Source organism: Acidisoma sp. PAMC 29798 (assembly GCF_030252425.1).
In the GTDB taxonomy this organism is placed as follows: domain Bacteria; phylum Pseudomonadota; class Alphaproteobacteria; order Acetobacterales; family Acetobacteraceae; genus Acidisoma; species Acidisoma cladoniae.
Genome location: NZ_CP126994.1, coordinates 1012750 through 1035219, shown reverse-complemented (window position 1 = coordinate 1035219; position 22470 = coordinate 1012750). Strand labels below are relative to the sequence as shown.

The 22470-nt window shown below is 63.2% G+C and carries 24 protein-coding genes; 14 read left to right on the top strand and 10 right to left on the bottom strand.

The features are described from left to right. The first annotated feature begins 40 nt into the window (after positions 1-40). Both glpK and QP803_RS04990 read left to right on the top strand, forming a co-directional pair. On the top strand, positions 41-1540 hold the full coding sequence (gene glpK / locus QP803_RS04995) for a glycerol kinase GlpK (RefSeq protein ID WP_284946624.1): 1500 nt from the start codon (positions 41-43) through the stop codon (positions 1538-1540). Next, complete coding sequence (locus QP803_RS04990; protein ID WP_284946623.1) at positions 1540-2292, top strand: hypothetical protein; 753 nt, start codon at positions 1540-1542, stop codon at positions 2290-2292. The genes glpK and QP803_RS04990 overlap by 1 nt, the downstream gene beginning before the upstream one ends. Here the strand turns inward: QP803_RS04990 and QP803_RS04985 are convergent. Next, entirely contained in the window at positions 2236-2865 is a 630-nt protein-coding gene (locus QP803_RS04985; protein WP_284946622.1) for a tetratricopeptide repeat protein, read from the bottom strand. The two genes, QP803_RS04990 and QP803_RS04985, sit on opposite strands and share 57 nt — an antisense overlap. 29 nt (positions 2866-2894) lie before the next feature. Beyond that, complete coding sequence (locus QP803_RS04980; protein ID WP_284946621.1) at positions 2895-3377, bottom strand: hypothetical protein; 483 nt, start codon at positions 3375-3377, stop codon at positions 2895-2897. A gap of 164 nt (positions 3378-3541) precedes the next feature. Here QP803_RS04980 and QP803_RS04975 point away from each other — a divergent pair, with 164 nt between their 5' ends. The 3 genes from QP803_RS04975 to QP803_RS04965 are packed head-to-tail and all read left to right on the top strand — an operon-like array spanning position 3542 to position 5147. After that, the gene (locus QP803_RS04975; protein WP_284946620.1) at positions 3542-4186 is read left to right on the top strand and encodes a cytochrome b/b6 domain-containing protein; all 645 of its coding nucleotides are present in this window, start codon (positions 3542-3544) and stop codon (positions 4184-4186) included. Continuing rightward, positions 4183-4956, top strand: a complete 774-nt coding sequence (locus QP803_RS04970) for a molybdopterin-dependent oxidoreductase (protein WP_284946619.1) — start codon at positions 4183-4185, stop codon at positions 4954-4956. Before QP803_RS04975 ends, QP803_RS04970 begins: the two co-directional genes overlap by 4 nt. 35 nt (positions 4957-4991) lie before the next feature. After that, the gene (locus tag QP803_RS04965) at positions 4992-5147 is read left to right on the top strand and encodes a hypothetical protein (RefSeq protein ID WP_284946618.1); all 156 of its coding nucleotides are present in this window, start codon (positions 4992-4994) and stop codon (positions 5145-5147) included. Between the two features lie 9 nt (positions 5148-5156). Here QP803_RS04965 and QP803_RS04960 read toward each other — a convergent pair whose 3' ends face one another. The 4 genes from QP803_RS04960 to QP803_RS04945 are packed head-to-tail and all read right to left on the bottom strand — an operon-like array spanning position 5157 to position 8993. Next, on the bottom strand, positions 5157-5846 hold the full coding sequence (locus tag QP803_RS04960; RefSeq protein WP_284946617.1) for a glycosyltransferase family 2 protein: 690 nt from the start codon (positions 5844-5846) through the stop codon (positions 5157-5159). Then, on the bottom strand, positions 5834-6913 hold the full coding sequence (locus tag QP803_RS04955) for a radical SAM protein (protein WP_284946616.1): 1080 nt from the start codon (positions 6911-6913) through the stop codon (positions 5834-5836). The genes QP803_RS04960 and QP803_RS04955 overlap by 13 nt, the downstream gene beginning before the upstream one ends. Then, positions 6910-8256: a glycosyltransferase family 87 protein gene (locus QP803_RS04950; RefSeq protein ID WP_284946615.1), complete on the bottom strand. Its 1347-nt coding sequence runs from the start codon at positions 8254-8256 to the stop codon at positions 6910-6912. Before QP803_RS04950 ends, QP803_RS04955 begins: the two co-directional genes overlap by 4 nt. Continuing rightward, positions 8253-8993, bottom strand: coding sequence for a TIGR04282 family arsenosugar biosynthesis glycosyltransferase (locus tag QP803_RS04945; protein WP_284946614.1), 741 nt, complete (start codon positions 8991-8993; stop codon positions 8253-8255). Before QP803_RS04945 ends, QP803_RS04950 begins: the two co-directional genes overlap by 4 nt. 320 nt (positions 8994-9313) lie before the next feature. On the opposite strand from QP803_RS04945, the gene QP803_RS04940 reads away from it, so the two are divergent. Both QP803_RS04940 and QP803_RS04935 read left to right on the top strand, forming a co-directional pair. Beyond that, the gene (locus tag QP803_RS04940; RefSeq protein WP_284946613.1) at positions 9314-11821 is read left to right on the top strand and encodes a putative bifunctional diguanylate cyclase/phosphodiesterase; all 2508 of its coding nucleotides are present in this window, start codon (positions 9314-9316) and stop codon (positions 11819-11821) included. Beyond that, complete coding sequence (locus QP803_RS04935) at positions 11818-12753, top strand: 2-hydroxyacid dehydrogenase (protein ID WP_284946612.1); 936 nt, start codon at positions 11818-11820, stop codon at positions 12751-12753. Before QP803_RS04940 ends, QP803_RS04935 begins: the two co-directional genes overlap by 4 nt. Here the strand turns inward: QP803_RS04935 and QP803_RS04930 are convergent. Beyond that, positions 12750-13625 carry an MBL fold metallo-hydrolase gene (locus tag QP803_RS04930; RefSeq protein ID WP_284946611.1) on the bottom strand — a complete coding sequence of 292 codons (876 nt, stop codon included), beginning with the start codon at positions 13623-13625 and terminating at the stop codon, positions 12750-12752. The genes QP803_RS04935 and QP803_RS04930 overlap by 4 nt on opposite strands. 71 nt (positions 13626-13696) lie before the next feature. Here QP803_RS04930 and QP803_RS04925 point away from each other — a divergent pair, with 71 nt between their 5' ends. Together QP803_RS04925 and QP803_RS04920 are read left to right on the top strand one after the other, a co-directional pair. Then, entirely contained in the window at positions 13697-14008 is a 312-nt protein-coding gene (locus QP803_RS04925) for an ArsR/SmtB family transcription factor (protein WP_284946610.1), read from the top strand. 4 nt (positions 14009-14012) lie between these two features. Further along, a complete protein-coding gene (locus QP803_RS04920) occupies positions 14013-14531 on the top strand; it encodes a rhodanese family protein (protein WP_284946609.1) in 519 nt (172 codons plus the stop codon). A gap of 183 nt (positions 14532-14714) precedes the next feature. Here QP803_RS04920 and QP803_RS04915 read toward each other — a convergent pair whose 3' ends face one another. After that, positions 14715-16112, bottom strand: a complete 1398-nt coding sequence (locus QP803_RS04915; RefSeq protein ID WP_284946608.1) for an amidase — start codon at positions 16110-16112, stop codon at positions 14715-14717. A 111-nt stretch (positions 16113-16223) separates the two neighbouring features. On the opposite strand from QP803_RS04915, the gene QP803_RS04910 reads away from it, so the two are divergent. After that, positions 16224-16787: a TetR/AcrR family transcriptional regulator gene (locus QP803_RS04910; protein WP_284946607.1), complete on the top strand. Its 564-nt coding sequence runs from the start codon at positions 16224-16226 to the stop codon at positions 16785-16787. On the opposite strand, the gene QP803_RS04905 is transcribed toward QP803_RS04910, so the two are convergent. Then, positions 16784-17950 carry an FAD-dependent monooxygenase gene (locus QP803_RS04905; protein WP_284946606.1) on the bottom strand — a complete coding sequence of 389 codons (1167 nt, stop codon included), beginning with the start codon at positions 17948-17950 and terminating at the stop codon, positions 16784-16786. The two genes, QP803_RS04910 and QP803_RS04905, sit on opposite strands and share 4 nt — an antisense overlap. 32 nt (positions 17951-17982) lie before the next feature. Here QP803_RS04905 and QP803_RS04900 point away from each other — a divergent pair, with 32 nt between their 5' ends. Continuing rightward, the gene (locus tag QP803_RS04900; RefSeq protein ID WP_284946605.1) at positions 17983-18669 is read left to right on the top strand and encodes a TetR/AcrR family transcriptional regulator; all 687 of its coding nucleotides are present in this window, start codon (positions 17983-17985) and stop codon (positions 18667-18669) included. Between the two features lie 155 nt (positions 18670-18824). After that, positions 18825-19067 carry a TetR/AcrR family transcriptional regulator gene (locus QP803_RS04895; protein ID WP_284946604.1) on the top strand — a complete coding sequence of 81 codons (243 nt, stop codon included), beginning with the start codon at positions 18825-18827 and terminating at the stop codon, positions 19065-19067. A gap of 456 nt (positions 19068-19523) precedes the next feature. Here the strand turns inward: QP803_RS04895 and QP803_RS04890 are convergent, their stop codons facing one another. Next, positions 19524-20291 (bottom strand): IS6 family transposase, encoded by a 768-nt coding sequence (locus QP803_RS04890; protein WP_284946602.1) that lies wholly within the window; start codon positions 20289-20291, stop codon positions 19524-19526. Between the two features lie 151 nt (positions 20292-20442). On the opposite strand from QP803_RS04890, the gene QP803_RS04885 reads away from it, so the two are divergent. Together QP803_RS04885 and QP803_RS04880 are read left to right on the top strand one after the other, a co-directional pair. Continuing rightward, complete coding sequence (locus QP803_RS04885) at positions 20443-21123, top strand: hypothetical protein (RefSeq protein ID WP_284946601.1); 681 nt, start codon at positions 20443-20445, stop codon at positions 21121-21123. Continuing rightward, positions 21120-21677, top strand: coding sequence for a hypothetical protein (locus tag QP803_RS04880; RefSeq protein ID WP_284946600.1), 558 nt, complete (start codon positions 21120-21122; stop codon positions 21675-21677). The genes QP803_RS04885 and QP803_RS04880 overlap by 4 nt, the downstream gene beginning before the upstream one ends. Positions 21678-22470 lie beyond the last annotated feature (793 nt).

Sequence of the window (22470 nt, the reverse complement as noted above, 5' to 3'; positions counted from 1 at the left end):
TGACGAGTCCCCCTTTTCGATAAAATGAACGGCACAGCGCATGGCGTCCCATATCCTGGTCATCGACCAAGGCACCACCTCCACCCGTTCCATCGTCTTCGATGCGGCGTTGAAACCGGTGGCAAGTGCGCAGGAAGAATTTCCGCAGATTTTCCCCTCCCCAGGCTGGGTCGAGCATAATCCTGAAACGCTATGGGCGACGGCGTTGGGCACGGCGCGTGGCGCTCTCGCCCAGGCCGGCCTCGATGCACATGACATCGCCGGCCTCGGCATCGCCAATCAGCGCGAGACGACGCTGATCTGGGAGCGTGCAACCGGCCGCCCCATCTACAATGCCATCGTCTGGCAAGACCGCCGCACCGCCGCCGCCTGTGAGGCTTTGGAGGCTGCCGGCCATGCCGATCTGGTGGCCGAGCGCACGGGGCTGCGCCTCGACCCGTATTTCTCTGCGACCAAGATCGGCTGGATGCTCGATCATGTGCCGGGTGCGCGCGCGCGCGCAGAGGCCGGGGAACTCGCCTTCGGCACCGTCGATTCCTTCCTGCTGTGGCGCCTGACGGATGGCAAGGTGCATGCGATCGACGCGACCAATGCCTCCCGCACTTTGCTCTGCGACATTCGCACCTGCGCCTGGGATGAAGACTTGCTTCGCCTGTTTCGCGTGCCCGCCGCCCTTCTGCCTGAGATCCGCGATTGTGCGGGCAGTTTCGGCACGACCCGGCCTGATCTGCTCGGCGGCAGCATCGCCATTCGCGGCGTCGCCGGCGATCAGCAAGCGGCGTTGATCGGCCAGGCCTGCTTCGCGCCCGGCACGGTCAAAGCGACCTACGGCACCGGCGGTTTCGTGCTGCTCAATATCGGCACGGCGCCGAAACGCTCCCGCCATCGCTTGCTCACCACCATCGTCTGGCAGCGCGGCAGCGAGCGGCGCTACGCGCTCGAAGGCTCGATCTTCTCGGCAGGCGCCAGCGTGCAATGGCTGCGCGATGGCCTCGGACTTGTCGAGAATTCATCCGAAACCGGCCGGCTCGCCGAAGTATCAGACCCCGCCCAGCCGGTTTATCTGGTGCCGGCCTTCACCGGCCTCGGTGCGCCGCATTGGAACAGCCATGCCCGCGCCCTGATCACCGGCATTACGCGCGGCACCACGAAGAAGGAGTTCGCCCGCGCGACACTCGAAAGTGTCGGCTACCAGACGCGGGATTTGTTGCAGGCGATGCTGGCCGATTACGGCGAACCGGCCGATGATATGGTGTTTCGCGTCGATGGCGGCATGTCCGCCAATGACTGGACCATGCAATTCCTCGCCGACATGCTGGACGTGACGGTGGAGCGTCCGACCTTTCGCGAAACCACGGCGATGGGCGCAGGCTATCTCGCCGGGCTCGATGCCGGGCTTTGCCCCGAGCCAGAGGAATTCGCGCGCCAGTGGTCGATCGATCGGCGGTTCGTGCCGAACATTGATCCCGCAACGCGGGACCGCAAGTATCGCGGCTGGCAGCGCGCCGTGCGGCTGGCGATGACGCCAGAAGACGACTGATGCGCATCATCTTCCGGTGCGATCCGGCGTTGATGGATGTGATCCCCAAGCCGATACCGGCCCGCCTTTCGCTGCCCGACTGGCTGAAAACTATGCCGCGCCATGCCTTCTCGGATCTCCACGGCGAGGATATCCGCACGGTCAAGCATTGTCCGCCCTTCGTCGATGCCATGTCGCAGGGCTTCATCATTCCCCTGCCCTGCGACGTGCGGGTGGAGGCCGGGCGGCTGAGCTGGGACTGGCCGATCCCGACGCTCGGCGCGACCACCCATCCACGCGCGCCGCTGAGTTTCCATGCGCCCGCGCAGGTCGAAGGCACGCCCTTCCATCAGCCGGGCCAGGTCATCGTCAAGTTCAACAGCTTTTGGACGATGGCGCTGGAGCCTGGCTGGTCGCTGTTCGCGACGCATCCCGTCAATCGCGCCGATCTGCCGTTCCGGCTACTGAGCGGCCTGGTGGATGCCGATCGCTTCCATGACGTCGGCATTCTGTTTCCAGCCGTCTGGCTGGACCCGTCCTTCTCAGGCGTGCTGCCGCGCGGCATGCCGGTCGCGCAATGCATTCCGGTTCCGCGCGAGCCACTGGTGCTTGACTACATGGCCTTCGATGAGGCCGAGATCCGCCAATACGACGACACCGCGCAGACCCTGCTTAGCGGTCCCGGTCACTACCGCAAGGCATTTCGCGCCGCGCGCTCAGGCGCTGACGCGGGCGGCGAGGATATCCCGCAAGGCCTCGGGCCGGAGCCATAGCGCCCCAGCGCGACCCGAGACGAGGGCCTGGGCGATGCGGCCGAAACTCTCAGGGCGGCTGCGGAAAGCGGTTGCATAAGCATCGAGCGCTTCCTCCATCCGTCCTTGCTCCTGCAAGGCAATGCCGAGGTTGAGCGCGGCTTCGTGGAAACTCGGGCGCGCCCTGACGGCAGACCGATAGGCGTCCGAGGCTTCCGCGTGATGCTGGCCATCCTGCAAAGCGAGACCGAGGCTGTACCAGGTCTCAGCGGCGCGGGGATCGCAGGTCAGCGCATGCCGGAAGGTGGCGATCGCGGCGTCCCGCTGGCCGAGTGCGATCAAGCATTGACCAAGCCGATGGGCGGCGTCTCGGGATTGCGGTGCGGCGCGCACCGCCCGGCGCAGGGCGATCAGCGCCGCCTCCCGCCGCTCCGCCCGCAGCAGCACATCGCCCACCGCGAGCCAGCCGGGGCCGTAATCGGGGAAGCGTTCGAGGTCCGGAAGCAAGGCGGCCGCAGCCGGATCACCCGCCGCCAGCGCCTGCACGGTGCGGCGAAACAGCGGCTCGGCAGTCTCGACGTCGATCTCGGTCATGACCACCGCGGTATGCAATTCTGCGACTGTCAGTGAGACGGTTTGGCGAGGCCGATTTTGATGATGGTATCCGGTGCAAGCCCGGTCGTCGCGGCCGATTGCGCGGTCGGGAAACCGGCCAGCTGCGCCGGCGTGAAGGCCACGACCTCCATCTCGTCTCCCAGCAGAACCATCGCATCGACGGGGATTGCGACCGATCTTCCACCGACGCCCAGAACGGATCCGAGAGCGACGACGACGACGAGCGTGCCGTCTGGCGCGCGCGCCACCTGCCTGACGGTGCCCAACAGAGGTCGGCTCTCGACAGGTTGCAGCACGTCCCGACCGACCAGATCGCCGACGCGAACGGGCTGGGGGAAGCGCATGGCGGCGGACTGGGCCAGGCTCATACCGGGCGGTGGCGGCATGCCGCCCGGCATCGGGCTCTGCGCGACCGCCGCCATCGGCAAGACCATCGCCGCGCTGGCGAGAAGCATGCCATAAAAGGCACCGCGTGCGACCATCAACGTCATGATTGTTACGCTCCGGCTGTTAAGCGGGTAACTTCCATCAGGCTTCACGCGAAGACCAGATCAATGCACAGATAGCATCCATTCCATGACCCGAGCCTAGCGTATCAGCGCATGACCGGGAACCAATAGGTTCAACACACGACGATCGGTCGGGAGAGCGAGACATGGTGCCTGTACAGCCGACGATGCCCACCCGCCGTCTACATCCAATTCCTGTGCGCATTATGCATTGGGTGAACGCGGTCGCGATGATCGTAATGATCACCTCCGGCTGGGGTATCTACGACGATTACGTCATCATCCACAGTCTGCACTTTCCGGGATGGATGCGCCTGGGCAGTTGGGCGGCTGAAAGCCTGCTCTGGCATTTCGCCGGCATGTGGCTGCTGGCGCTGAACGGCCTTGCTTACCTCATCTATGGTTTTACGACAGGACGACTTCGCGAACGGCTGCTGCCGATCACACCACGCGATGTCGTGACGACCGTGTGGGAAACCTTGCATCTGCATATCGCGCATGAGGATCTGACCGTGTACAACGCGGTCCAGAAACTGCTCTATATCATCGTCATCCTCGCCGGCGTCTCGCAAGTGGTGACCGGCATCGCGATCTGGAAGCCCGTCCAATTCTCTTGGCTAGTCTCGTTGCTCGGCGGCTTTCAGTTCGCGCGTGTCATCCATTTCACGGGCATGGCCGTGATCGTCGGTTTCCTGGTGGTGCATGTGGCGCTTGCGCTGCTGGTGCCGCGCACATTGTGGGCCATGGTGGCCGGCGGCCCCCGCGTGACGACACGAGGAACGGCGCGATGAGATCGATCTTCCGCCCAACGGCGCCCCCCGATGCGGCCATTCTCGACAATCATCGCTCGCTCATCCGGGGGTTGGAGCGTCGGGGATTGATCCGGGGCGGCCTTTCCCTTGGCGCGCTGACCATGTTGACCGGATGCGATGTCGCCTCAAATCATTCCGTCGAACTCGGCCTGCGTCAAATTTCGGCCTTAAATGATTGGGTGCAGCAACAGCTGTTCGATCCGACGAAGCTGGCCCCGACCTATCCGAAGTCACGCGTGTTGAAGCCGCCGAAGTTCAACGCTTATTACGATGTGATGGACGTGAAGCCGGTCAATGGCGCGACCTGGGCGCTTGAGGTGTCGGGTCTCGTGACCGACAAAACCCCCTGGACACCGACGCGGCTCGCCATGCTTCCGCAACGCGACATGGTCATCAAACATATTTGCGTCGAAGGTTGGGACTATATCGGCGAATGGTCGGGCCCGACGCTACGCACGTTCCTGGAACGTGTCGGCGCCGATCTGCGCGCGAAATATGTCAATTTCCGAACCGCCGATGACTATCCAAGCAGCATCGACATGGCCACAGCCTTGCATCCGCAGACGCTGCTTGCAACGGGCTATGCGGATGAGGTTTTGGCGGACCCGTTCGGCTTTCCACTGCGACTGCGCACCGCGACCAAGCTCGGATATAAAAATCCGAAGTGGATCACCGCAATCGAGGTGACCAACACCTATTCTCCCGGTTTTTGGGAGAAGAAGGGGTTCAGTTGGTTCGGCGGAATGTGACCAGCGCATCACCCCAAACAAAAAGAGGTATGACCATGCCCCGTGAGTCCTCCGCGTCCCAAGTTTCATTCGCGCCGATCCGCATCGCCATCGGGGTCGTGCTCGCATTCGTGGCGCTCATCGTCGTGCTTCTGATCGTCAGGCCCAGCATGATGTACAGCATGCTCCACGACGTCATGGCGATGATGTAATCGCGGTCTCTACCGCTTCGCGCTCGCGACACGAACAAACGTCGCCACAATGCGGCTGCCGGCCCGCAGCGTACCACGCAAGGACCCCGCGACTTTCGATTCCCCCGCCGCACGCCTGCGATACGGCAAGGGCACTTCGAGAATGCGCAGGCCCGCGCGGGCGGCGCGCATCTGCATTTCGATGTTCCAGCCATAGGTCATTTCTTGCAGGTCGAGCCGCTCCAGCGCTGTCCGATCGATGGCGCGGAAGGCGCACATATCGCTGTAGCGGGTGCCGTAGCGCAGCCCCATCCCCCACCCTGCGAGGCGACCCGCGAGGACCTGATGCCAGAGCATCGAACCCGGTTCCCGCGCCCCCCGCGTGCGCGATGCCAGCACAAAATCATGCGTGCCGGCCAGAACCGGACCCGCAATGCGGGCGATGAGGTCGGCACGGTCTGCGCCATCGCCATCCAGAAACACGATGACCCGGCAATCGGCCACCGCTGCGGCGGCGCCCATGGCGCAGGCGCGCCCGTAGCCGCGCCCAGTGTCGATCACCCGCGCGCCGGCGGCGATGGCCGCCTGCTGTGTGCCATCCGTGCTACCGCTATCGGCGATGATGATGTCGCGCGCGAAAGCCGGTGGAATTTCGCGAATGACTTCCCCGATCGTCCCCACCTCATTCAGCGTGGGGATGACGACGGCTACAGACTCCATCGCATTCCGCAATTCTGGCAAGGCGCGGGCGGCACGTCGGACAGCAAGGACGTCCGGAAATCGGTATAGGCCGGGCTGTTCCAGATCTCGCGCAGAGTTTGCTGCGTGGCGTCGCCCAGCGTGTAGTTGCTATAACCACGCACCGAGAAGGGCGCGATGCAGCAGGGCAGCGCGCGGCCATGCGCGGTGAAATACATCAGCGACCACGGCCGCCGACAGGTCGCCCAGGGTTGATCCTCCGACTGGCGCTTGAGGCTCATGCCGGGCTCGGTCGCGCCGGAGGCATCAAGCGTCACGCCCAGGGCCAGACCGATGGCCTGCGCGGCGGTGATGGCCGCCTGCTCCTCCGCCTGCGTGCTTTCGAAGAGGGAACTTTCGGCACGCGCCATGCCATAGCCCTGCTCGTCGAAGACCAGCCGTTGGAGATGGACTTCGGACACGCCCATCGAAGCCGATAGCCGCACGAAGGCGGGCAGTTGATCGACGGTTTCTTTCATACCCGTGAGCCAAAGCGAGACGCGCGGCGTCGTCGCGCCGACCTGCTTCTGATAGGCGATGAACTTGCCGACATCGCGCACGATGCGGTTAAAATAGTCCTTGCCGCGCACCTTGGCATAGGTCTCGCGATCCGCTGCATCCAGGGACACGCGCAACTCGTCGAGCCCGGTATCGATCAGTTCCTGAAAGCGCCGTGGCTGCATCAGCGTGCCATTGGTATTGAACAGCACATAGGTGCCGCGATCCTTCAGGTAACGGATCATGCGCGGCAGGTCGCGCACCAGCATGGGCTCACCCACACCATGCAGAACCACGCGGGCGACATTGGGCACCTGATCGACGATGCGGGTGAAGAGATCCCAACTCATATCCGCCGGCGGTTCCAAAACCTCGAAGGTGCGCGGGCAGGTTTCGCACAGCAGATTGCAGCGGTTGGTCACTTCCAGATACAGGCAGACGGGCGGCGTCTCGGCCACCGTGCGTCTGTCCGTCGCAACCTCCTCGAAATAGCGTCGGGGATCGCGCAGTGTCGTCGGCACGGTCATTTGGGCAATCATTTGATCGGTCATTTTGGATGTCCTTCTGAAGCCGCGATCACGACGGCGCGCGGAGCGTGGCGCTTCCAGAGTGAAAACAGGGTGAGGCCGGCGGCGGGCAAGTAGACGATGCCCGGCCAGATGAAGCGATCGTTGAAGGGATCGAGATAGAGCACGACGGGCGATACCGAGAGCCACAGGATCGCGGGAATGGGTGCGACCACGGATGGCAGGGCCAACCAGGCGAAATACCAGGTGTAATGCGGGCTAATGACGGCAGTGACGCAGCCCGCGAGGATCGCGGTGTCACGGCACAGGGCGACGACGTCATGCTCGGGCGCCGCCCATCGCCCCCGGGCGATCAGCAGGGCGACGGCGCCGAGGCAAATCGCAGCGCAACACAGGTAAATCGTCACGGCGGCGTGGGGCAGCGCGACGAGATGCCCGAGCCCGGCGAGAAGCCAAACGCCGCTGCCGTCATTCAGGCCTTCCTCGGAGCCATAGGTCGGCAGGAAGCCGAGAACATGCGCGCCGGCCGAGGCATAGAGCCCATAGAGGAGGGCAATGACGGCCGCCCCCGCAACAGCGGGCCGCCACAGGCTGCCGCCCCGGAGAAAGGCGGGCGCCGCCACGATGGGCAGGAATTTGACGAGCGTCGCGGCGGCAAGCAGCGCGCCCCCGACACCGTCCCAGCGCTTCGCGCGGCTCAGCAGCGCGAGGCCGAGACAGCCAATCGCGATGGCGTCCACATGGCCGTCACAGGCGAAGGACCAGAGCACCAGCGGGTTCCAGGCGTAGATCAGCACCCGCTCGGGCGGCAGCCGGGCCATCGACAACAGTCGCATCATGCACAGAACCGCGATGACCTCGAAGGCGAGCATGGCGAGCTTCATCGCGATGACGCTCTGGCTGATGCGCCCGACGACCGCGAAAACCACCTGAGCCATTGGCGGATAAATGGTGCGCGCATAGCCTGCGCGATTGATGTTCGGATAGATCGCCGGATCGCGCAGGCGGGCGAGTGCCGGATCGGCCGGGATATAGCGATAGGGGTTGATCCCCGCCGCCTGAACCCGACCGTCCCAGACATAGCGATAGATATCGCTCGACAGCAGGAAGGGCGCCGGAATCAGCGCCGCGCGCATGGCCAGGGCCATGCCGAGCACGACCCATATCGCCTGCTGTGGCGATCGATGCCGCAAGGCCCAGTGGATCGTCTCCAGATAAACGACGCCGCCAAGGGCCAGGACCGCCACGAAGATCTCGGTCCGCACCGGCGATCCCACGGAACGCGCGCCCGCCTGATGCAGCATCAACGCGGCAAGTGTGAGCACGAGAAGAAGCGCGCCGCGGACCGCGAGCGGGAAAAGCCTCATTCGGCTGCGGCTTGCCGCAGACGCGACCGAAGGCCGAGACGGTCGATGGCCGCCATGGTGCAAGGGGCGGCATCACCGTCCCTGCCCGCCAAAAGCACCTCCAGCGATGCCGCGTCATCGACATCGTACCAGGGCGCAATCTCGACCAGTTCCAGGCCGATGCTCTGGGCACGGGCGCGCGTGGCATCGGCGACGGACCCCGTGCTCCAGGCGATATCGGCGAACATCGCCGCATGGGGCGCCTTGAGGCCGAGCAGGTAATAGCCGCCGTCATCCGCCGGCCCGAGCACGGCACGGTCCCCCGGCGCCATCAGGATCTCCGCCGCTTGAATGAGCAAAGCACTCGGCAGCGTCGGGCTGTCGGAGCTCAAAACGCACGCGGCCGTGTGGCCCGCATCAAGCATGCCGTGGATGGCATGCAACAGGCATCGGCCAAAGCCGCTGACACCCTCCGGCATCGGCGAGGAGCCGTCGGCAAGCAACAGATGCGTGCCCTCGGCGAGATGGCGGGCGACCATCGCCTCCGAGCCCGCAGGCGCATAGGCGGCGTATGGCGTGATCGGCGCTGACTTTGCGGCAATGGCGATCGTCTCCGTCGTGTCCCGCAGGAAGGCGGCGCTCAGGGCCGCAGCTTCCTCGGGATGCAACGGCGGACAGAGCCGAGTTTTGGATCGACCCGCTTGCGGTGCCTTGGCCATGACGCCTATGGCGCAGGTCCCGGTCTGTCCCTCGATCATCGGCAACGCTCGTTCCCCTCGTGGTCCGCGGGTAGTGGCCGGCACAAGAAGGAGCCAAGCAGAACGGGCCTGACGCTCCGCCACACCTTGCCTGAGGCTCGGTCTGTTGCAGCTTTTCGCTTTAAAGCATTACGGTCAGAACGGGCGTGGGTTACATCATAGGCAATCAAAACGTGCATCCGCGTCATGACAGTGGCCCATCCAGCGCCTGCTGGGCGTGCCGGCCAAAGACGCCGAAGAGAAGATGATAACTTGACGGCAACCTCACCGTTCCCAGATGACCGTTTGGGGGAAAACTCTCCTAGGCGATGACATTTATAATGACGCATCAGGCTTTTCCCGCCGCGCTTGTTTCTTTCCTGAACTTGAGTGCCCGCTCCGTCGCGCGGCACATGACTGTCTCTCTCGTGCTGATCCAAGCCCGCCATCGCGGCGAAACGATGCTTGCTGCCTCGGGAGGCGATAGCATAGACCCCGCCATCGCCCAGCGCGCCTGTGCATCTGATCTTGATTTTGCCATTCAGGACCCTGTCGCCGTGATGGAGGGCAACGCACATTACGCCTGCGCGCGCCTTGCCCTGAAGGGGCCGAGGGGTGACGATTTCGGGTCGGTTTGCCTCTTTGACGTGATGCCGCGACATCTGGATGCGACAGGCACGGCCCATCTGCAGGATCTTGCCGACGCCATTGCCATGCATCTCGACCTGTATGAAAGCGCGGAGAGTTTGCGCTTGGAGCGCGACTATTATCGCATGGCGGTGGAACTCAGCCCGCAGATCAGTTGGGCGGCATCACCGGCCGGCCTGACCACGGAGATGAGCCCGCGCTGGCTGGCGCTCATGGGCATGTCGCGGGAAGAGCACCTTGGCATGGGATGGGGCAACGCACTCCATCCCGCCGAACGGGAGGAAGTTCTACACCGCTGGTGGGGTGCCGTTGGAAGCGGCGACCCCTTTAACGTCGATTACCGCCTGCGTCTGGCCGACGGCAGCTATCGTTGGTTTCACGGCTACGCCGCGCCGCAACGGGACGACGACGGCCAGATCGTGCTTTGGTTTGGCACCGACGAAGATATTCACGACCGCAAGATCGCCGAAATGGCGCTGCAGGAAAGCGAACGCCGGCTGCGTTTCGCGCTCGATGTCGGGCGGCTCGGCGATTGGGAAATCGACATCACGACCCACCGGCTGACATCGTCCGACCGCACCGCCGCGAATTTCGGCTTGTCCCCGACTGAATTGACCTACGAGAAAATGCTGGCGACGATTCACATCGACGACCGCGAGAGACGGCGAGCGAACTTCGATCGCGCGGTTGAAACGGGTCAGACTTACGAGATCGAATACCGCATCATCTGGCCCGACCAGAGTCTTCACTGGATCAAAGCGACGGGTCGCGCGATGATGGACGAGGATGGAAAGCCGCTCAAGATGGTCGGCCTCTCGGTGGATAATACAAAAGAGCGGGTCTCGGAGACTGCGCGCAAAGCCGCCGAGGCGCGCATGGTTCATCTGGCCCACCACGATGCGCTGACGGGCGTTGCCAATCGTCGCTTGTTCAATGATGAGCTGACAAAGGCGTTGAGGTCGGCGAGTGTCGATCAAGGTGTCGTTGTCTTCTGTATCGATCTCGACAACTTCAAAGGCGTGAATGATGTGCTCGGCCATGAGGCCGGTGACATCGTCCTCCGCCAGACGGCCGAACGGCTGACGCAGGCCGTGGGTACGGGCGGCCTCGTGGCGCGCTATGGCGGCGATGAATTCGCCGTCTTGCTCTCGGGCGTGACCTCGGATGCCGATGTTGAAGCCCTGGCCATGCACTTGTCGCAGGTCATCGGGGAACCGCGCATCCTGGGCGACAGAACGATTCTGGTGCAAGGCAGCATCGGCATCGCGAATGCCCCGCGCGATGGGCTGACCGCGAACGAACTTCAGCGCAATGCCGATACGGCCCTGTATCGGGCAAAGACCACCGGCCGTGGCAGTTACCGGTTTTTCGAGCAGGAGATGGATCGGCAGCTTCAGCAGCGCCAAGCCCTTACGCTCAGCCTGCAAACCGCGCTTGAGCGCCATGAGTTTCGGGTGGTCTATCAACCCATCGTCAGTCTGGCCACGAATAGTGCGTCGAGCTTCGAGGCCTTGTTGCGTTGGCACCATCCTGTTCGGGGCGATATCGCCCCGTCCGAGTTCATCCCGATTGCCGAAGAGATGGGATGGATCGCCGCCATCGGCAAATGGGTGTTGGAGGAAGCATGCCGCGCAGCCAGCAGCTGGCCCGCGCCGGTCAGCGTTTCGGTCAATCTGTCTGCCGCCCAATTCGATCTTGGCAATGTACTGGGCGATGTCGCTGGCGCGTTGGCGCTATACGGATTGTCAGCCGCCCGGCTGGACCTGGAAGTGACCGAAACAGTGCTGTTGCAGGAAACCGTGGCGCATATCGAAACCCTGCGATCGCTCAGTGATCTCGGCGTGAAACTGGTGCTTGACGATTTTGGAACGGGCTATTCCTCGCTCGGCTATCTCCGTCGCAGCCCTTTCAGCAAGATCAAGATCGACAAATCCCTGATTCGCGATTTGCCGGATCAACATGAGGGCGACGTGATCGTGCGCGCCCTTCTCGGCCTCGGCCGCAGCCTTGGCATTGCCGTGGTCGCAGAAGGCGTGGAGACGACCGACCAACTGGACTTCCTGCGTCTTGAGGGGTGTGCGGAGGTGCAAGGGTATCTTGCCAGCGCGGCGGTGCCAGCGGATGAGGTCAGGGCCCTGATTGACCGATCCTGGTTCGCGGGCACCATTGAACAGTCTTTATCAGGGAGCGTTGCGACGTGAGGCCTCAACTTTTACAACTTTGCGCTGTCTTGCCCTCCACGCAGGCGATCCTTGACGACACCTATGAGGTTCATCGCCTGCCCGAACCGCCCCTGCGGGCGGCGTGGTTGCAGGATCATGCTGCAGCGATCCGCGCCGTGGTGACGGGCGGCCATCTTGGGATCGAGACGTCCTTGGCGGCACAACTGCCCGCCCTCGGAATCGTGGCGATCAATGGCGTCGGCTATGACCGGATCGATCTGCCAGCGATGCAGCGCGCCGGCGTGCGGGTGACGAATACGCCCGACGTGCTGACCGATGACGTGGCCGATCTCGCCATCCTGCTGATGATCAGCCTGCTGCGCCAACTGCCGGCCGTGGACCGGCATGTGAAAGACGGGCAGTGGCCGCATGCGCAGCCGGCTTTGGCACGCCGCGCCTCCGGCCTGCGCTACGGCATCGTGGGTCTCGGCCGTATCGGGCGGGCGATCGCAACCCGGCTCACGGGATTCGGCGGCACCATCGCCTATAGCGGGCCGAGCCGGAAGGACGTCGTCTATGACTATTATCCCGATGTCGCGGCACTGGCTGCGGTATCTGACGTCTTGATTGTCGCGACCGCCGCCTCCGCCGCGACGAAGGGCCTGATCGATGCCGCCGTGCTCGCGGCTTTGGGCTCGCGCGGCGCCATCATCAACATCGCCCGCGGTTCGCTCATTGACGAGGCAGCGCTGGTGGCGGCCTTGGTGGAAGGCCGCATCGCCGGTGCCGGGCTCGATGTGTTCGAGAACGAGCCGCATGTGCCGCCGGCCTTGTTGGCGCTGCCCAATGTTGTGCTGACGCCCCATATCGGCAGCGCGACGGTCGAAACGCGGGACGCGATGGGGCGTTTGATGCTGGACAATCTGGCAGCGTTCTTCGCCGACCAGCCCCTGCTGACGCCTGTCGTCTAGGGCGACGGCGACTTCCATTTCACAGGGATACGAAGGTAGGTCACACCATTGGCCTCGGCCTCGGTGAATTGGCCTGCACGGATGTTAACCTGGATCGCCGGCAGCAGCAGTTTTGGCACCGAAAGGCCGGCGTCGCGTGTCTCTCGCATGGCGACAAACGCGTCCTCATCGACGGTGTCGGAAATGTGGACGCTGGTGCGCCGTTGCTCGCCGACTGTGGTTTCCCAGCGGTACTCGTCGCGCCCCGGCGCCTTGTAGTCGTGACACATGAAGAGACGCGTTTCGTCAGGCAGAGAGAGCAGCCGGCGGATCGAGCGATAGAGCGTGCGCGCGTCGCCACCCGGGAAGTCTGCGCGTGCAGTGCCATAGTCGGGCATGAACAGCGTATCACCGACAAAGGCGCAATCGTCGATCAGATAGGCGACGTCCGCCGGTGTATGGCCGGGAACGTGCAGCACCTGGACGTGAAGCGCACCGATCATGAAACGCTCGCCGTCCTCGAACAGTCGATCGAAGTCCGAGCCGTCGGTCTTCAAGTCCGTCATCGCGAAGACGGGGCGGAAGATGCGCTGCACCTCGCGAATATGCGCGCCGATGCCGATCCAGGCGCCGGTATGCGCCGTTACGAAGGGAGCGGCCGACAGATGATCGGCATGGGCATGTGTCTCTAGCACCATCGCGATGCGCCAGTCCTGCGCGCGCGCGAAGGCGAGGATGCGTTCGGCCGAACGATTGTCCGCGACACCGCTCGCGATATCGAAGTCGAGCACAGGATCGATCACCGCCGCGATGCGGGTGTCGGGATCGCCCACCAGGTAGCTGATCGTGTTCGTCGGCTCGTCGAAAAACGCTTCGATGAATGGCTTTGGCATTGTGGTCCTCCGCTCGCGCTTGACGATATATTAGACATAGTTAAATTAGCAACTACTAATGGAGCGACGCTATGCTGATGCCTATGGACCTGGCGAGCTTCGAGACAAAGGCCAATCAAGTCGCGGATACGTTGAAGGCGATCGGCAACGCGCGGCGGCTGATGCTGCTGTGCAAGCTGGTGGAACGGGGCGAGGTGACGGTGGGCGATCTAGCCCGCGATGTCGGCCTGTCGTCCTCCGCCTGTTCGCAACATCTGGCCAAGATGCGGGATGAGGGGCTCGTCACCTTCCGGCGCGACAGCCAGACGCTGTGGTACCGAATCGCCGACGCCCGTGTCGAGGCGCTGCTCGCCACGCTCTACCAACTCTACTGCAAGGACTGACACCATGACGGTGACTACTCTATCCCCGATTGACGCGCGTGCCGAAATTGAGGCCGGCGCGCGGCTGGTCGATATTCGCGATCCGGACGAACACGCGCGGGAGCGGATCGGCGGCGCGATCAATCTGCCGCTCGCGCGCCTCCACGACTTGCCGCAGGATGGCCGGCCGGTCGTTTTCCACTGCCGTTCGGGCATGCGTACTGCGGCGAACGCGACGCAACTCGCCGCCGCCGCTGGCCATGCACCGGCCTATATCCTTGAGGGTGGGATCGACGCGTGGCGGCGTGCAGGCTACGCGACCGTCGCGGACCGTTCGCAGCCGCTCGAGATTATGCGTCAGGTGCAGATCACGGCCGGATCTTTGGTCATTTTAGGCGTGCTATTGGGACTATTCGTCGGCCACGCCTTTTTCGGCCTTTCAGCCTTCGTCGGTGGCGGATTGATCTTCGCTGGCACGACCGGATGGTGCGGGATGGCGCACCTGCTGCAATGGATGCCTTGGAACCGGCGCGCGGCCGCTTAAGCAGTCGCGCCTTACAAAGCGCCCTTATCTCCAAGAGGATTGAGGAAGCAGCGGCGCGGGGAGCCACGTTTATGAGCACATTCGTGGCTTCTCCAGCGTCCGGCGCAAGCAATTCTTCCTTTCGCAGTGTTCACAAGGCCGGTTTTTCGCGTCGCGTTCGAACGACTCTCGTTCTCTCGGCCTTCATAGATCCGGGTGGAGGTTGCGGACCGGGCTCACGCCTTCCAGCAGCGACGCGACGTGCAGGATGGTCGACTCCGCCTGCCAAGAGCCCACAATCTGCACGTTGATCGGTAGACCGCCCGTGCTGGTGCCGAACCGCATCGCCAGGCCTGGCAAGCCGGTAATGTTAAGCGGCACGGTCGCACCTTGAAGGTAGGTGGCATCTACGGTCTTGCCGTCTATCGTGAACTCCGTCACGCCATGCGTGTGGGCTGGGATCGGCAGCACGTGGGTGATGAGCGCGTCGTAGCGCGAAAAATAATCGGCATAGCCATCGCGCAGTCGCTCGGCCGCCTGCTCGGCGTCGATATAGTCTTTCATGGACGTATCCGGCAGTGCGAGCATGGTCTTCGCCATGGTGTAGAGTTCATCAGCGTCCCGGCCGGCGGTCGCTTCGGCGAAGGCGGGTTTCATTTCCATCACATGGAGACGGTTGAACACATCGAGGGCGAAATCGCGCTCCAACGCCGGAATGCTGACCTGCTCAACGAAGACGCCGATGTCCCTCAGCGCCGTGGCCGCAGCCTCGACCGTCACTGTCACTTCTGGATCAACCGGGCCGAAGCCGGGTCCGACCATCCAGCCCACACGGAGCGGGCGGCCAAGGCCCGCGTCGAACGGGACAGTGCTGGTGGCAAACCCGTCTTGGCCGTCTGGCCCAGCCAGTGTTGAAAACGCAAGCGCGATGTCGCGCACCGAGCGGGCCATAGGTCCGACATGCCAGAAGCGGCGCGGAGCGCGCGGCCAAATACCGGTCATGGGAATGCGGCCATGCGTGGCTTTCATTGAGGTAATGCCGGTTTGCGCGGCGGGACCGCGGATGGAGATGGCGAGATCGGTGCCGAGGCCCAAAGGGGACATCCCCGCCGCGATGGCTGCCGATTCCCCGCCGCTCGACCCGCCCGGCGTGCGGGTCACATCCCACGGGTTGTTCGTCCGGCCGGAGAGCAGGTTGTCGCTCTCAATCCAGTAGGAAAATTCTGGAAGGTTGGTCTTTGCCAGCAAGATGCCACCGGCCTTTTTCATACGCGCAACGCTGGTCGCGTCGGTGTCCGGCACGCGCCCTTTGAAGATCGGCGAGCCGCGTTGGGTTGCCACGGCCACAGTGTCAATCGAGTCTTTGACCGTGAAGGGAACACCGTGCAGCGGGCCCAGTGCATCGCCGGCCAGCACTGCGGCATCCGCCCTTTTGGCGGCTTCGAGAGCGCCATCCGCGATCGTCACGATGGCGTTGATCTTGGGGTTCACAGCTTCGATCCGGTCGAGATGGGCCTGGATGACCTCAACGGCCGATACCTCACGGGTTCGGATCAGTTCAGCCAGCCGCGTCGCATCGGAATAGAGGATGTCGGATGCCATGTGCTTATCCTACCTATCAGTTGGTAGGGACACCATACAGCTTTCATTTTCCCCTTCAAGCCCCTATCTACCACTTGGTAGGTAGCGGCCAGTGAGAGGTGAGACGGGGCGATGAGTTCGAGTTCTAAAGAGGCCATTTTGGCGGCGGCACGGCGCAGCGCGCAGGCGCATGGCTATGGCGGTTTGAATTTCCGCGATCTGGCCGAAGAGGTCGGCATCAAAGCCGCGAGCCTCTACCATCATTTTCCGAGCAAAGCCGATCTCGGCGCCGCCGTCGCCAAGCGCTATTGGGAAGACACGGCGGCCGATCTGGACGCCATGACGGCGGAAACGCCCGACGCGATCAGCGCCTTGCAGCGGTACCCTGAGATTTTTCGCAGGTCTCTGGAGAGCGATCATCGGCTTTGCATGGGCAGCTTCATGTCTGCCGAATATGACGACCTTCCCGAGCCGGTGAAAAAAGAGGTTCAGACCTTTGCCGATATCAACGTCGCGTGGCTCAGTCAGCGCCTTTGCGCGGCTGGCGTCATTGGCACCGATGAAAGCGAGGCGCGGGCGCGCGCCATCTTTGCGGCAATCGCCGGCGCTCAACTCCTGGCCCGGAGCCGTTCGAGCCTTTCCGTGTTCGATGCCTTGATCCAGACCTACCGCAGCGTCGGCCTTCTCCCGGCCTAGAGGTCGATGGTGCCCTCATGGAGCTTGCGGTTGCGCTCAGCAATTTCGGCGTCGTCGGCTGGGAACATCAACGCCATCCCAAAGCGGGCTGCCTTCTCCTGCACCTCCTCGACAAAAGGGCGCAGCTTGTCGTCGTACTCCTGGAAGGCAGCGGCGTGATCAACCCCATGACGCTGCAAGGCATCTGCCAGCCTCGCCGCGCCGATGATCGCCATGGAGCCGCCCATACCAGCCACCGGCGACACACAATAACCCGCGTCGCCCACCAGCGCGACCCGCCCCTTCGACCAGACCGGCATCCTGATCTGGTTCACCTTGTCGAAATAAAATTCGTCGTCCGCGTCCACATGCTCGAGCATGGCCGGCACCTTCCAGCCAAGTCCGTCGAAGTGATCGTGGACCATACGGCGCTGTTGCGCACGATCGCGATGGTCATAGTCGATCTCGCGCTCAGTACGGAAGGCGAGGGCAATGTCGGTTTGGTTGTCATAGCCATTCAGCAGCGCCGATCGGCCAGGCACACTGAATATCTGGGACATATTGGCGGGCAGCAACGCCGTGGTCGGCACGACCTTGATGAAGAAATAGCCGCCCATGAAATAAGAAAAGTCCTCGCTGCTCCCAAACGCCAGCCGCCGCGTGTTGGAGCGATTGCCATCGCATCCGAAGACCAGTGCATAGTCGCGTCGGGAACCGTCATCGAACGTCACCACCACGCCGTCCGGTCCATCCTCTAGCTGTCTGATCGAGCGGCTGAATAGGACCTCGGCCGTTCTCGCAACGGAAGCGATCAGGATGTCCAGCAGGTCGTCACGGTGGATCTCGAACCTTTCGTTCGGAGCATTATCAGAGAGGCCGTCGCCACCCAATGCTCCGATTGTGCTGTCATCGGCATCCTTGAATTCAAATCCGCGCGGGGGAAGCGCTTTCGCACGGACGGCATCAATCATCCCCATGCGGGCAAGAACGCCAATCGCCTCCCCTTCCATATCCACGGGCGTCCCGCCTTTCCGAAGTCCGCCCGCAACCTCGATCACTGTGACTCGGTAGCCGAGTTCGTTCATCCAGTAAGCGGTGGCAAGGCCGGCGAGGCTCGCGCCACTCACCAGCACCGCCCCGGCTGCTACGGCGGATCGCTCGACGGGACACGGCTGCTCGGTCATAGAACCCCTATTCGCTGGACGCGATCTTGATAATGGACGTGATCTATATATATACTCAGTACAGACTTTGGCAAGGCGCGATGAAGTCAACGCCCGACAGACGAACACGCAAGCGGTTGGCGACCCGCCAGAGCATATCGGACGCAGCGACGCTTCTGTTCTTTGAGCGAGGCTTCGATCAGGTGACGGTTGATGAGATTGCCGAAGCTGCAGACGTCGGCCGGATGACGGTTTTCAATCACTTTCCGCGCAAGGAGGACATGTTCTTCGACCGTGAGCAGGAGATACATGACGTGGCGTTCGAGGTCGTGCGGACGCGCGGCGCCGGCATCTCGCCCATCGACGCATTGAGGCTTCTCGCCCACCACATTGTCGGGGAGCAGCATCCGTTCATTCCGCTGTTCAACGGAACCGGGCGGTTCGTGGAAACGGCGATGGCGAGCGAAGCGCTCAAAGCGCGGGCCCGCCAGATGCGCGACGACTTCATCCGTGCGCTCGCTGTTGTCCTTGCCGAAGCCGTGCAGCGCCCGGCTGACGATCCGCACGCTCATCTTGCCGCCGGCATGATTGCATCGACATGGAGCGTGGCCTTCGGCGAAGCGCAGAAGGTCTTCGATCGCGTCGGCGACGCGGGTGAGGCCAAGCGAACCTTCCTCGCGCTGATCGACCGGGGATGCACCGGAACTGTGGCGGCGCTCGCGGGGACGGTCTACGCCTGAACCAAATTGATCGCGATGCTTACGCAATGCCAAGCGCTCCCCAAGGCGTTGTCGAATAGGAAAGCTGTGCCGCGCGGGCTCGACGTTCGAGAACGCGCCGCATGTGCCGCCGGTTGTGCTGACGGAGCTATAAGTTCGAGTTACAAAAGGGTATTTTGGCTGCGGCGCGGCGGAGCGCGCAGGCGCATGGCTATGGCGGTTTGAATTTCCGCGATCTGGCTGAAGAGGTCGGCATCAAAGCCGCGAGCCTCTACCACCACTTTCCGAGCAAAGCCGATCTCGGCGCCGCCGTCGCGAAGCGCTATTGGGAAGACACGGCCGCCGATCTGGACGCCATGACGGCGGAAACGCCTGACCCGATCAGCGCCTTTGCGCGGCTGCGTCATTGGCTCCGATGAATGCGAGGCGCGGGCGCGCGCCATCTTCGCGGCGGTCGCCAGCGCTCAACTCCTGGCCCGGAGCCGTTCGAGCCTTTCGGTGTTTGATGCCTTGATCCAGACCTATCGGGAGGTTGGCCTTCTCCCGGGCTGGCGAGGTGGCGCCCGCCGCCTCCGCGAGGTGAGGGGGGACGCTGATGCTGGACAACCTAGCGACGTCCCGGCCGCTTTGCGCCAGTCGCGGCCGTCTAGCGGGCATTTTAAACGGCCCGAATAGGGACATCACAACCAAGCATCCGACCGGCTGGGTGGATGGACGGGCGCCGGTCCGTTTAACAATGCCAACCACGAAAGCCGACGCTACCGGAGGGGTGGGTGCCCCTTTTGCACCCACCCATAAGATGCGCCGACAAGGGCGCTGTTGCAAAGCGTGGTCGAGGGCGCGCGAAGGTGACTACTGATCGTCGGTTTGGCTGGTCAAGCCGCTTCGAGCTGGAGCCGCTCGTTGAAAAACTGCGCTGCCTCGGCCAGGGCGGACGCGCCGAGGCCGAAGGCTCGCTCGACGATGCGGGCCTCCCCGCGAATGTCGCGGGTGATGTTGAAGGCTGATGCCTGTCCCTTGCGGAGTGCGCGCATCACCTCGAAGCCCTTGATCGTCGCGTAGGCCGTCTTCAGCGTCTTGAAGCCTCGGACCGGCCGGATGAGCTGCTTCAGCTTGCCGTGGTCGGCCTCGATGACGTTGTTCAAATACTTAACCTGCCGATGCAGCGTATCAGCCGGACACCTGCCCTCCGCCTTCAGCTCGGCCAGAGCGGCGGCGTAGGTCGGCGCCTTGTCCGTGTTGATGACGGAGGGCTTCTCCCAGTCCTTGAGACCAGTCAACGCCTTGCCGAGGAAGCGCCTAGCCGCCGCCGTGTTGCGCGTCGGCGAGAGGTAGAACTCAATGGTGTTCCCGTGTTTGTCGAGGGCCCGATAGAGATACGCCCACTGCCCCCGGACCTTCACGTAAGTCTCGTCGACCCGCCAGCTCGCTGAACGCGGCCCACGCCACTGCCAGCGCAGCCGCTTCTCAATCTCGGGCGCATACCGCTGAACCCACCGGTAGATCGTCGAATGGTCGACCGAGACGCCGCGCTCGCCCAACATCTGCTCGAGATCGCGATAGCTCACCCCATAGCGGCAATACCACCGGACCGCCCAGAGCACGATTTCACCCTCGAAGTGACGCCCCTTGAAGTACGACATGACCCGCTTCCCCCCACGGAGCCCATCCCGACCCAGAGCGCCGAAGTTTGCAACAGAGCCCATTTATCCATACTGAGCGTTCACTCTGAACTGAGCGTTCACTCTGACATCTGATCTGCTCGAACGAAGGCGCGAAGGCGAAGACCGTTCCATGGGCACTGCATATTCCACGCCGGGCGACTACACGGGCACCGAGGCGGCCATGTCCGCTCGGATGATCCGGCCCCCGGACAGAGAGGGATACTTCCAGGCGAGCAAAGTACCTCTACCCCCGGGCGCTGTGCCGATCGTCGAGAACGACACGGTCATCGGTTACCAGCGGGTTGTCCAGGGCAACACCTGGACGTGTGACCTCGACGGCCACCCGGTCTCTATCGCCGAACCGGGTTTGGGCACGCCGCTCATCGACCCGCTTGACGTGATCTTCGTCGTGGGGGCGGTTGGGCGCATCGCGTTGCGGGGCATGGTCAAGGCTGGAATCGAGGTCGCGGGGGACATGGCCGGAAAGGCCACTACCGAGGCCCTCGCTTCCACGGCGACGATCGCGCTGCGTCAAGCCTTCCGCAGGCTTGTCCAACGCGAGTTGCAATTCACCGCGACCACGGCGGCCCACATGGCCGAGCGGGGAAGGTACGTTCCGATCAACATCCTCAAGCTTGCGGTGCGCTACGGAGTGCGGGATGCCGATCCGCGAGGGGTGACGGGAGCGTTCCGCTACACGATACCGCTGTGGAAGGCCGGCAGGCGGCTTGGTGACCCCCCTAAGCGGTACATCCTGACCGTGATTCTGCGCGAGAAGGACTGGACCATTTTGCATTTCGATTACCGATGACGGGTACGACGGTGCGCGTGACCCTGATGCCGCGGGACATTCCGGCGCGATCGTATGCTACGTGCTCGGACGTCAGCCTCAGCGTCGACGTCACTTACGAGACCGTGCAACCGCCATCTGGCACAGGCATCCAGCGCCGGATCGAGGCCATGGTACGACTGCCCGATGAGGCATGGTCAGTCAGTATCGGCGGACTGGAGCTTACGTTTGACGGTGGGAATCGCCTGTGCAGTCTCAGCCTGTATGCCGACTTCACGGCCGCTGCATCCGAAGAGTTGCCATTGACGCAGAACTTGGAGCCCGTCTGGCTCACCCTTCCAGAATTCGACCCCGAAGAGGACGACAGGTTCGGTATGGAGGCTTCCGTCCGCGTCTCCATCAACCGGCAACGTGACACTATCCTGGTTCAGCTGACTGACGCGGGTAGTAACCATCGCGCATGTTCGCTCGCGGACGGGCTTGTCGCGTGGGTGGATTCGGCCGACTGCCTCGCTGGCCTCGTCATACATGGCGTTTGCTGGACCACTAGCACTCCTGTGGGAGCGGTGAATTAATCCGGCTATGAGTAGGTGTGAATCGGCGCCGGAGCGGGACCCCCTACCGAAACGTCAGTAAGTAGTTGATACTGTTGAGGTAAATTCGTTCGGGGTGGGGTCCTGATCGGCGCCGATCGGGACCCCCTTGAAGTGCGATATATCATCGGCAAATCAACTGCTTACTGTAAAAACGGGGTGGGGTCCCACTCGGGTGCTGACTCACAGACTAAGGTCAGAGACGTCCTCGTAGAGGACGGTGAAGACTTTTCCTGCCTGCGTTCAAGTAGCCCTCGGCGCGGCTAAATGTCCGAGAGTGGCGCTGCGCCGCCAGGCCGGCCATGCAGCCGATGGCCGCTTTGGGACAGATCACGGCGATGCCCGCACTTCTGATATTGGTCGATAGCCGACGGAGACAGCCGAGCAACGAGCGTCCGCTCTTTGACCCTATCCGCTCCAAAGCTGACCGTCTTCTTTCGGCCAGACCCTGCCCTGGAAGACGGCTGGTTTTCAATAAGCGCGCAGAAGAGCAGATACGCCGCCCACGAGCCCAATCGATCCGTCTGAGAAAAACAGACCGCGATGGCGAACAAGGGGCCTCCATCTCAAACCCACCGCCCATTCTCTCCGCCGAGACCACCACTCGCCCAACCCCATCAAAAACCTTCCCTCCCTCCTGCACCTCTGTTATGCCGATGTGACCGATCACATGCCAAGATGGGACGGTCCCCTCGGGTAACCCCCGAGACATAACAACCGGCAAAGTCCGGACGAGACCAGGGAGGATGCGATGCTGTCAGCGCTGCTGTACGGC

Bases quoted from the DNA above. Each gene is read 5' to 3' on its own strand.
- glpK (WP_284946624.1), top strand. From the start codon at position 41: ATGGCGTCCCATATCCTGGTCATCGACCAAGGCACCACCTCCACCCGT.
- QP803_RS04990 (WP_284946623.1), top strand. From the start codon at position 1,540: ATGCGCATCATCTTCCGGTGCGATCCGGCGTTGATGGATGTGATCCCC.
- QP803_RS04985 (WP_284946622.1), bottom strand. From the start codon at position 2,865: ATGACCGAGATCGACGTCGAGACTGCCGAGCCGCTGTTTCGCCGCACC.
- QP803_RS04980 (WP_284946621.1), bottom strand. From the start codon at position 3,377: ATGACGTTGATGGTCGCACGCGGTGCCTTTTATGGCATGCTTCTCGCC.
- QP803_RS04975 (WP_284946620.1), top strand. From the start codon at position 3,542: ATGGTGCCTGTACAGCCGACGATGCCCACCCGCCGTCTACATCCAATT.
- QP803_RS04970 (WP_284946619.1), top strand. From the start codon at position 4,183: ATGAGATCGATCTTCCGCCCAACGGCGCCCCCCGATGCGGCCATTCTC.
- QP803_RS04965 (WP_284946618.1), top strand. From the start codon at position 4,992: ATGCCCCGTGAGTCCTCCGCGTCCCAAGTTTCATTCGCGCCGATCCGC.
- QP803_RS04960 (WP_284946617.1), bottom strand. From the start codon at position 5,846: ATGGAGTCTGTAGCCGTCGTCATCCCCACGCTGAATGAGGTGGGGACG.
- QP803_RS04955 (WP_284946616.1), bottom strand. From the start codon at position 6,913: ATGACCGATCAAATGATTGCCCAAATGACCGTGCCGACGACACTGCGC.
- QP803_RS04950 (WP_284946615.1), bottom strand. From the start codon at position 8,256: ATGAGGCTTTTCCCGCTCGCGGTCCGCGGCGCGCTTCTTCTCGTGCTC.
- QP803_RS04945 (WP_284946614.1), bottom strand. From the start codon at position 8,993: ATGATCGAGGGACAGACCGGGACCTGCGCCATAGGCGTCATGGCCAAG.
- QP803_RS04940 (WP_284946613.1), top strand. From the start codon at position 9,314: ATGACGCATCAGGCTTTTCCCGCCGCGCTTGTTTCTTTCCTGAACTTG.
- QP803_RS04930 (WP_284946611.1), bottom strand. From the start codon at position 13,625: ATGCCAAAGCCATTCATCGAAGCGTTTTTCGACGAGCCGACGAACACG.
- QP803_RS04925 (WP_284946610.1), top strand. From the start codon at position 13,697: ATGCTGATGCCTATGGACCTGGCGAGCTTCGAGACAAAGGCCAATCAA.
- QP803_RS04920 (WP_284946609.1), top strand. From the start codon at position 14,013: ATGACGGTGACTACTCTATCCCCGATTGACGCGCGTGCCGAAATTGAG.
- QP803_RS04915 (WP_284946608.1), bottom strand. From the start codon at position 16,112: ATGGCATCCGACATCCTCTATTCCGATGCGACGCGGCTGGCTGAACTG.
- QP803_RS04910 (WP_284946607.1), top strand. From the start codon at position 16,224: ATGAGTTCGAGTTCTAAAGAGGCCATTTTGGCGGCGGCACGGCGCAGC.
- QP803_RS04905 (WP_284946606.1), bottom strand. From the start codon at position 17,950: ATGACCGAGCAGCCGTGTCCCGTCGAGCGATCCGCCGTAGCAGCCGGG.
- QP803_RS04900 (WP_284946605.1), top strand. From the start codon at position 17,983: ATGGACGTGATCTATATATATACTCAGTACAGACTTTGGCAAGGCGCG.
- QP803_RS04890 (WP_284946602.1), bottom strand. From the start codon at position 20,291: ATGTCGTACTTCAAGGGGCGTCACTTCGAGGGTGAAATCGTGCTCTGG.
- QP803_RS04885 (WP_284946601.1), top strand. From the start codon at position 20,443: ATGGGCACTGCATATTCCACGCCGGGCGACTACACGGGCACCGAGGCG.
- QP803_RS04880 (WP_284946600.1), top strand. From the start codon at position 21,120: ATGACGGGTACGACGGTGCGCGTGACCCTGATGCCGCGGGACATTCCG.